Genomic DNA, 6,101 nt, shown 5'->3' on the forward strand with positions numbered 1-6,101 from the left:
TGTCATGCGCGCCGCCCACGCCCGCGCCGCCAGCCTCCGCCGCGGCGATCCGCTCGCGCGTGTCATGTGCGCCGCCCGCGCCCGCGTCGCCAGCCTCTGATGCGGCGGTTCGCACGCGCGTGTTATGTGCGCCGCCCAGGCCGGCACCCGTGCCGTTGCCGCTCGTACTGGTGCGTCCGGCTGTCATGCGCGCCGCCCACGCCCGCGCCGCCAGCCTCCGCCGCGGCGATCCGCTCGCGCGTGTCATGTGCGCCGCCCGCGCCCGCGTCGCCAGCCTCTGATGCGGCGGTTCGCACGCGCGTGTTATGTGCGCCGCCCAGGCCGGCACCCGTGCCGTTGCCGCTCGTACTGGTGCGTCCGGCGGCGGCGTCGGCCCTCGCGCTTCCGGTGTCGGCCGCGCTGGAGTGCACGGGGGCATCGTGCGTGGCGCTCGCGCTGCCTGTATATATGTGGTCGAAGTCGTAGCCGCCGTCCGGATCGGCGGCGCGCAGGGATGCCAGCGCGTCGGCGGTGGAGACGCTTTCCGGCACGCGGAACGTCAGGACCGGCTGATCCAGCACGTCCTGCTGGCCGGCCAGCTCCAGGCCGGCCGCGCGGGCGGCGGCCAGGCCGGCGGACGAGGGCGCCCATGCCACGATCACGCGGCGGACAACTGGAAACCCGCGCGGATCTGCTTCCAGCACGTCAGGATGGCGGCGCAAGAGGTCGGCGGCCTGGGTCAGGCGCAGCTGGTCGAGGCGGATGCGGTCCGTCAGGTCGGACGTATTTAATAAGCGTTCGCGAAGCAGGGAGGTATCCAGCGGTCCGACCCGCCCCGGCAGCGGCAGGCCGGGCAAATGCAGCTGGGCGGACGCCTCGCCGCCGGCCAATGCCAGAAGCAAAACGGCGGCGCGGCAGCATGTACGCAACAGGATACAAGTCGGGCGCAAGAGGATCATGGGCGAATGATAATATAGCTAACAGAGATCTTATCGGTACAAACGTACGGCGCCGGGAAGAAAATCCCTGGCCGGATCGTTATCCAAGCATGGACGACACCACCGCATTGCATGAGGAGATCGCCGCACTGCTGCCACGCTTGCGGCGTTTTGCCCGTACTGTTACCTGGAACCGCGAGGATGCGGACGACCTGGTCCAGTTGGCCGTGGAGCGCGCCATTCTGCACAGCGGGCAGTGGCAAGCCGGCACCCGCCTGGACAGCTGGCTGTTCCGCATCATCAAAAATGCCTGGATCGACGAAGTGCGTGCCCGCACCCGGCGCAGCGAGATTTTTGCGCCGGAAGAAGAAGGCGAACATATAGGCGACAACTATGCCGAAGCGCACCAGCAGCGCATGGCGGTGCAAAAAGCCGTCAGCCTGCTGAGCGACGAACATCGCCTGGTCGTAGGTCTGGTGCTGGTGGACGGTCTGCCCTATAAAGAAGCTGCGGAGGTACTGGAAATCCCGATCGGCACCCTGACCAGCCGGTTGGCGCGCGCACGCGCCGCCCTGCAAGAGTTATTATCGGAGCAAGCGAGGACCGTGATATGAGTTTTTCCGATGAAATCCTGATGGCCTATGCCGACGGCGAGCTGGATGAAGCGACCCGCCGCGCGCTGGAGGAGGCCATGCGCAAAGACGCCAGCCTGGCGCGCCGCGTGGCGCAGCACAAGGCGTTGCGCACCAACGTTTTTGCCGCCTATGCGCCGGTCGCGGAAGAGGCGGTGCCGCCGCGCCTGGTGCGTCCGCTGCGCCAGGCCACGGTGGTCAGCCTGGATTCCGTCCGCGCCAAACGCGAAGCGGAGCATCAGGCGGCGCGCAAGGCGCGCCAGAAACGGCGCTGGTCCTGGCCGGAATGGGGCGCGCTGGCCGCCATGCTGGTAGTTGGCGTGGTGGCGGGCAAATTCGGCCTCTCCGCCTGGCAGCTCGACAATTCGCGCGCCGGGGARACCATCGCCAGCCGCGATGGCAGTTTAAGCGCGCAGGGCCGCCTGGCTACGGCGCTGGACAATCAGCTGACCAGTGCCGGTGCTGCCGGACCRGTGAAGATTGGCCTGAGTTTTGTCGCGCAGGATGGCGGTTACTGCCGCAGTTTTATTACCGGGAATGGCGGACAGGAGCTGTCCGGACTGGCCTGCAAGGCCAATGGCGAATGGCGGATTCCCATTCTGGTGCAGAACAATCGCGCACCGGCGCAGGGACCTTACCGCCTTGCAGCGGCTGAGATGCCGACACCGGTGCTGGAAGCCATCGACCAGCGCATCAATGGGGCTGCGCTGGATGGCAAGGGCGAAACGGACGCCATCCAGAAAGGATGGCAGAAGTAATTAAACGCCCAGCAGTTCCACGTCGAAGATCAGCGTGGCGTTTGGCGGAATCACGCCGCCGGCGCCGCGCGAGCCGTAGCCCAGGTCCGCCGGGATGATCAGCTGGCGGGTGCCGCCCACTTTCATGCCTTGCACGCCTTCGTCCCAGCCGCGAATGACCATGCCGGCGCCCAGTGCGAACTCGAACGGATCGTTGCGGTCCTTGCTCGAATCGAATTTCGAACCTTTGCTGCCGTCGTCGTTGCGCAGCCAGCCGGTGTAATGCACGGTGACGTTCTGGCCTGCCTTGGCTTCAGCGCCGTCGCCGGCCTTGATATCGTCGTACTGCAGACCGGATGGGGTGGTGATAATCGCCATGATTTTTCCTTTTCCTTATCAAATATGGACAACTTAGAGGGTGATTGTAGCTTAAATGCCCCTTAAAACTGGTCGGTAATATCAATGCAGACGGGGTTTGACCGTAAAATATGGTTTTGCATCTCGAGCGAGCTTTTCATGTTCCGCAGTATCCGTCGCGCAGCCCTTTCCTTTGCACTATTGGCAGGTTTCACCGCCGCCCACGCTAACGTCGTTGTGGTGCTTAACTCCCGGGATGCTACGGTCCAGCTGCTCGATCAGGCCACCTACACCAGCCTGCAGACTTTCGCCGTCGGCAAAGAGCCGCACCACCTGATGGCGACCCCGGACAATAAGTCCCTGATCGTCGCCAGCTCGGTCGGCAACGAACTGGTATTCCTGGACCCGAAAACCGGCCAGGTACAGAAGCACGTCAAGGACATCCTCGACCCTTACCAGATCGGCTTCTCGCCGGACCAGAAATGGTTCGTGGTGACTTCCCTGCGTCTGGACCGCGTCGACGTCTACAGCTACGACGGCAAGGACTTCAAGCTGGCCAAGCGCATCCCGATGGCCWAGCTGCCGAGCCATATCGCTTTCGATGCCAAGAGCACCACCGCTTTCATCACCCAGCAGGGCAGTGACCAGATCAGCGCCATCGACCTGAAAACCCAGGCCATCAAATGGACTATGCCAGTCGGCAAACTGCCGGCCGGTATCACCATGACCCCGGACGACAAGTACCTGATGGTCGGCATCATGGGCAGCGATTACGTGGAAGTGATCGACTGGCGCACCCAGAAGTCGGTCAAGCAGATCAAGGCTGGCGCTGGTACGCACAATTTCCGTGCACAGGGCGATAACCGTATCACTTATGTGTCGAACCGCGTGTCGAACACCATCAACATCATCGACCAGAAGACGCTGGAAAACATCGGCACCATCAATGTGCCGGGCGGTCCGGATTGCATGGAAATCACGGAAGACGGCAAAACCATGTGGGTGACCCTGCGCTGGATTAAGAAAGTCGCCGTGATTGACCTGCCGAGCCGCAAAGTGGTGAAGATGATCCCGGTCGGCCGCTCGCCGCACGGCGTGTTCTTCGCCAATTCCTCGGCGCGCATGTAAAAGATGAAGCGGCTCGCAATCTGCATCGCCGCTGCGTCCGCATTGGCGTCCGCAGCAGCCGCGCCGGCACCGGCAGCGTGCCACGGCACGATCTATCTGACTTTTGACACCGGTAGCCAGTCCCAGGCCGAATTGATTGCGGACGTGCTGAAGCGCCAGAACGTCCGCGCCACCTTCTTCCTGGCGAACGAAAAAACTGTGCGCGGCGATTATTCGCTGGACCCGTCCTGGGCCGGCTTCTGGAAGGCGCGCGTGGCGGAAGGCCATGCTTTTGGTTCTCATACCTTCGATCACGTCTATTACCTGCGCGACGCGGCCAACGGCAAGATCGCCGTCAAGCCGCAGTTCGGCGCCCACGGTGGCAAGGCGCAGGAGTGGACAGCTCAGCAATACTGCGAAGAGATCCGCCGCAGCGACCAGCGTTTCCAGGAGCTGACCGGCCACAAGATGGACCCGTTCTGGCGCGCGCCGGGCGGCAAAGTTTCGCCGCGGACTCTGGCGGCGGGCAAGGCTTGCGGTTATGCCCACGTGGGCTGGGCCAAAGCCGGTTTCTCGGGCGATGAGCTGTCGAGCGAAGCCTATCCGAATGCGGTATTGTTAAAGAAAGCGCTGGACGGCCTGCACGACGGCGATATTTTCATGGCCCATATGGGCATCTGGTCGCGCAAGGACCCGTGGGCACCGGCCAATCTGGAGCCGCTGATCACGGGTCTGAAGCAGAAGGGCTTCTGCTTCGCCACGCTGCGCGAACATCCTGACTATCAAGTGAAGCAATGATTCAACTATTGGCAGACTGGCTGGGACAGGCCCAGGGCTGGTTGTTCCAGACGGTGATTGAGCCCGTCCTGTATTACGCCGGCATGGGCGACGTGGTGGAAGACGCCTTCGAAGGCACGGAATGGTTCCTGATCGGCCTGTGCGAACTGTTTCTGATTTTCCTGGTGCTGCGCCCGATGGAATCCCTGATTCCGGCCCAGCCCATCACCGACAAGCGCGCGCGCTGGAACGACTTTATTTACACGGTGCTGCAGCGTATCGGCCTGTTCCCGGTGCTGATCTTCTTCACGCTGGACCCGGTGATGGACGCCATCGCCGGCCAGTTGCGCATGGATGGGGTACGTCCCTTTAATCTGGAAAACCTGGCGCCGGGCATGAGCCCGCTGGCCAGTTTCGCCATCTATTTCGTGGTGTTCGATTTCGTCGATTACTGGTTCCACCGCGCCCAGCATCAGTTCAACTGGTGGTGGGGCTTGCACAGCCTGCATCACAGCCAGCAAAACATGAATCTGTGGAGCGACGACCGCAACCACTTACTGGACGACCTGCTGCATGACACCGTGATTGCCGTGGTGGCGCTGGCCATCGGCGTGCAGCCTGCGCAATACGTGCTGCTGGTGTCGCTATCGCGCATCCTGCAAAGCCTCCAGCATGCCAATGTGCGCATCCATTTCGGCGCCATCGGTGAACGGCTGCTGGTGTCGCCACGCTTCCACCGCATGCACCACGCCATCGGCGTCGGCCACGAATCGAAAGGCAAGGGCACGCTGGGTGGCTGCAACTTCGGCGTACTGCTGCCAATCTGGGACATCATCTTCCGCACCGCGAACTTCACGCCGCGCTTTGAAACGACCGGCGTGCGCGATCAGCTGCCGGGCACAGCGCCTGATGGCACCGTCATCCCCGGTCGCGATTACGGCCGCGGCTTCTGGGCTCAGCAGTGGCTGGGACTGAAGCGCATGGTGGAATACGCCGGAAAGAAAAGCGTCTGATGCTGGCGGTCCTGAACGCCTACGGGCGCGCCCTGCTGTCTCAGTTCCACGGCAAGATGCTATTGCTGAGCATTGCGCCTTTCCTGCTGTCGGCCGCCTTGTGGGCGCTGCTGCTCTGGCTTGGCCTGCAGCCGATGCTGGACTGGATGCACACCCAGTACGTGGATTACGAATTATTCCGCTCCACCGGTGAATGGCTGGAAAAACTGGGCCTCGACACGCTGCGCGCGGTGATCGTGCCGCTGGTGGCGCTGCTCCTGCTGCTGCCGCTGATGATCATCACGRCCCTGGTCTTTATCGGCGTGGCCGCCATGCCGTTCATCGTGCCCCACGTAGGCGGCCGCCATTTCCCGCAGCTGGAAAAGAAGCGCGGCGGCTCGTTGCTGGGCAGCGTGGGACAAGCCCTGGCCGCAGGCATTATCTTTGTCGTGTGCTGGCTGTGCATTCTGCCGCTGTATATCTTCCCGCCGCTGGCCGGCATCGCAACCGTGCTGCTGTGGGGCTGGCTGACCAGCCGCGTGATGAGCTACGACGCGCTGGCCGACTACGCCAGCGCTGAAG

8 protein-coding genes are annotated in these 6,101 nt (G+C 63.1%); 6 read left to right on the forward strand and 2 right to left on the reverse strand.

The features are described 5' to 3' along the window. Window positions 1-122: 122 nt before the first annotated feature. Window positions 123-938 (reverse strand): hypothetical protein, encoded by an 816-nt coding sequence (locus AB4Z11_RS19870; RefSeq protein ID WP_442027121.1) that lies wholly within the window; start codon window positions 936-938, stop codon window positions 123-125. Window positions 939-1,027: 89 nt separating this feature from the next. Between AB4Z11_RS19870 and AB4Z11_RS19875 the strand changes: the two genes are divergently transcribed. Together AB4Z11_RS19875 and AB4Z11_RS19880 are read left to right on the forward strand one after the other, a co-directional pair. Continuing rightward, entirely contained in the window at window positions 1,028-1,531 is a 504-nt protein-coding gene (locus AB4Z11_RS19875) for an RNA polymerase sigma factor (protein WP_442027123.1), read from the forward strand. Then, a complete protein-coding gene (locus AB4Z11_RS19880) occupies window positions 1,528-2,307 on the forward strand; it encodes an anti-sigma factor family protein (RefSeq protein WP_442027124.1) in 780 nt (259 codons plus the stop codon). The genes AB4Z11_RS19875 and AB4Z11_RS19880 overlap by 4 nt, the downstream gene beginning before the upstream one ends. Here AB4Z11_RS19880 and AB4Z11_RS19885 read toward each other — a convergent pair whose 3' ends face one another. Beyond that, window positions 2,308-2,664, reverse strand: coding sequence for an FKBP-type peptidyl-prolyl cis-trans isomerase (locus AB4Z11_RS19885; RefSeq protein ID WP_442027125.1), 357 nt, complete (start codon window positions 2,662-2,664; stop codon window positions 2,308-2,310). It abuts the gene before it with no gap. 84 nt (window positions 2,665-2,748) lie between these two features. On the opposite strand from AB4Z11_RS19885, the gene AB4Z11_RS19890 reads away from it, so the two are divergent. The 4 genes from AB4Z11_RS19890 to AB4Z11_RS19905 all read left to right on the forward strand — a co-directional run. Continuing rightward, entirely contained in the window at window positions 2,749-3,771 is a 1,023-nt protein-coding gene (locus AB4Z11_RS19890; protein WP_442027127.1) for a YVTN family beta-propeller repeat protein, read from the forward strand. A 3-nt stretch (window positions 3,772-3,774) separates the two neighbouring features. Further along, window positions 3,775-4,548, forward strand: coding sequence for a polysaccharide deacetylase family protein (locus AB4Z11_RS19895; protein WP_442027129.1), 774 nt, complete (start codon window positions 3,775-3,777; stop codon window positions 4,546-4,548). Next, complete coding sequence (locus tag AB4Z11_RS19900) at window positions 4,545-5,540, forward strand: sterol desaturase family protein (protein ID WP_442027130.1); 996 nt, start codon at window positions 4,545-4,547, stop codon at window positions 5,538-5,540. The genes AB4Z11_RS19895 and AB4Z11_RS19900 overlap by 4 nt, the downstream gene beginning before the upstream one ends. Then, window positions 5,540-6,101, forward strand: a 562-nt coding sequence (locus AB4Z11_RS19905; protein ID WP_442027132.1) for an EI24 domain-containing protein, incomplete at its 3' end; no start/stop codon positions are given. The genes AB4Z11_RS19900 and AB4Z11_RS19905, both read left to right, overlap by 1 nt.

The organism is Pseudoduganella sp. RAF53_2 (assembly GCF_052113985.1).
Classification (GTDB): Bacteria; Pseudomonadota; Gammaproteobacteria; order Burkholderiales; family Burkholderiaceae_D; genus Rugamonas.

Bases quoted from the DNA above. Each gene is read 5' to 3' on its own strand.
- AB4Z11_RS19870 (WP_442027121.1), bottom strand. From the start codon at position 938: ATGATCCTCTTGCGCCCGACTTGTATCCTGTTGCGTACATGCTGCCGC.
- AB4Z11_RS19875 (WP_442027123.1), top strand. From the start codon at position 1,028: ATGGACGACACCACCGCATTGCATGAGGAGATCGCCGCACTGCTGCCA.
- AB4Z11_RS19885 (WP_442027125.1), bottom strand. From the start codon at position 2,664: ATGGCGATTATCACCACCCCATCCGGTCTGCAGTACGACGATATCAAG.
- AB4Z11_RS19895 (WP_442027129.1), top strand. From the start codon at position 3,775: ATGAAGCGGCTCGCAATCTGCATCGCCGCTGCGTCCGCATTGGCGTCC.
- AB4Z11_RS19900 (WP_442027130.1), top strand. From the start codon at position 4,545: ATGATTCAACTATTGGCAGACTGGCTGGGACAGGCCCAGGGCTGGTTG.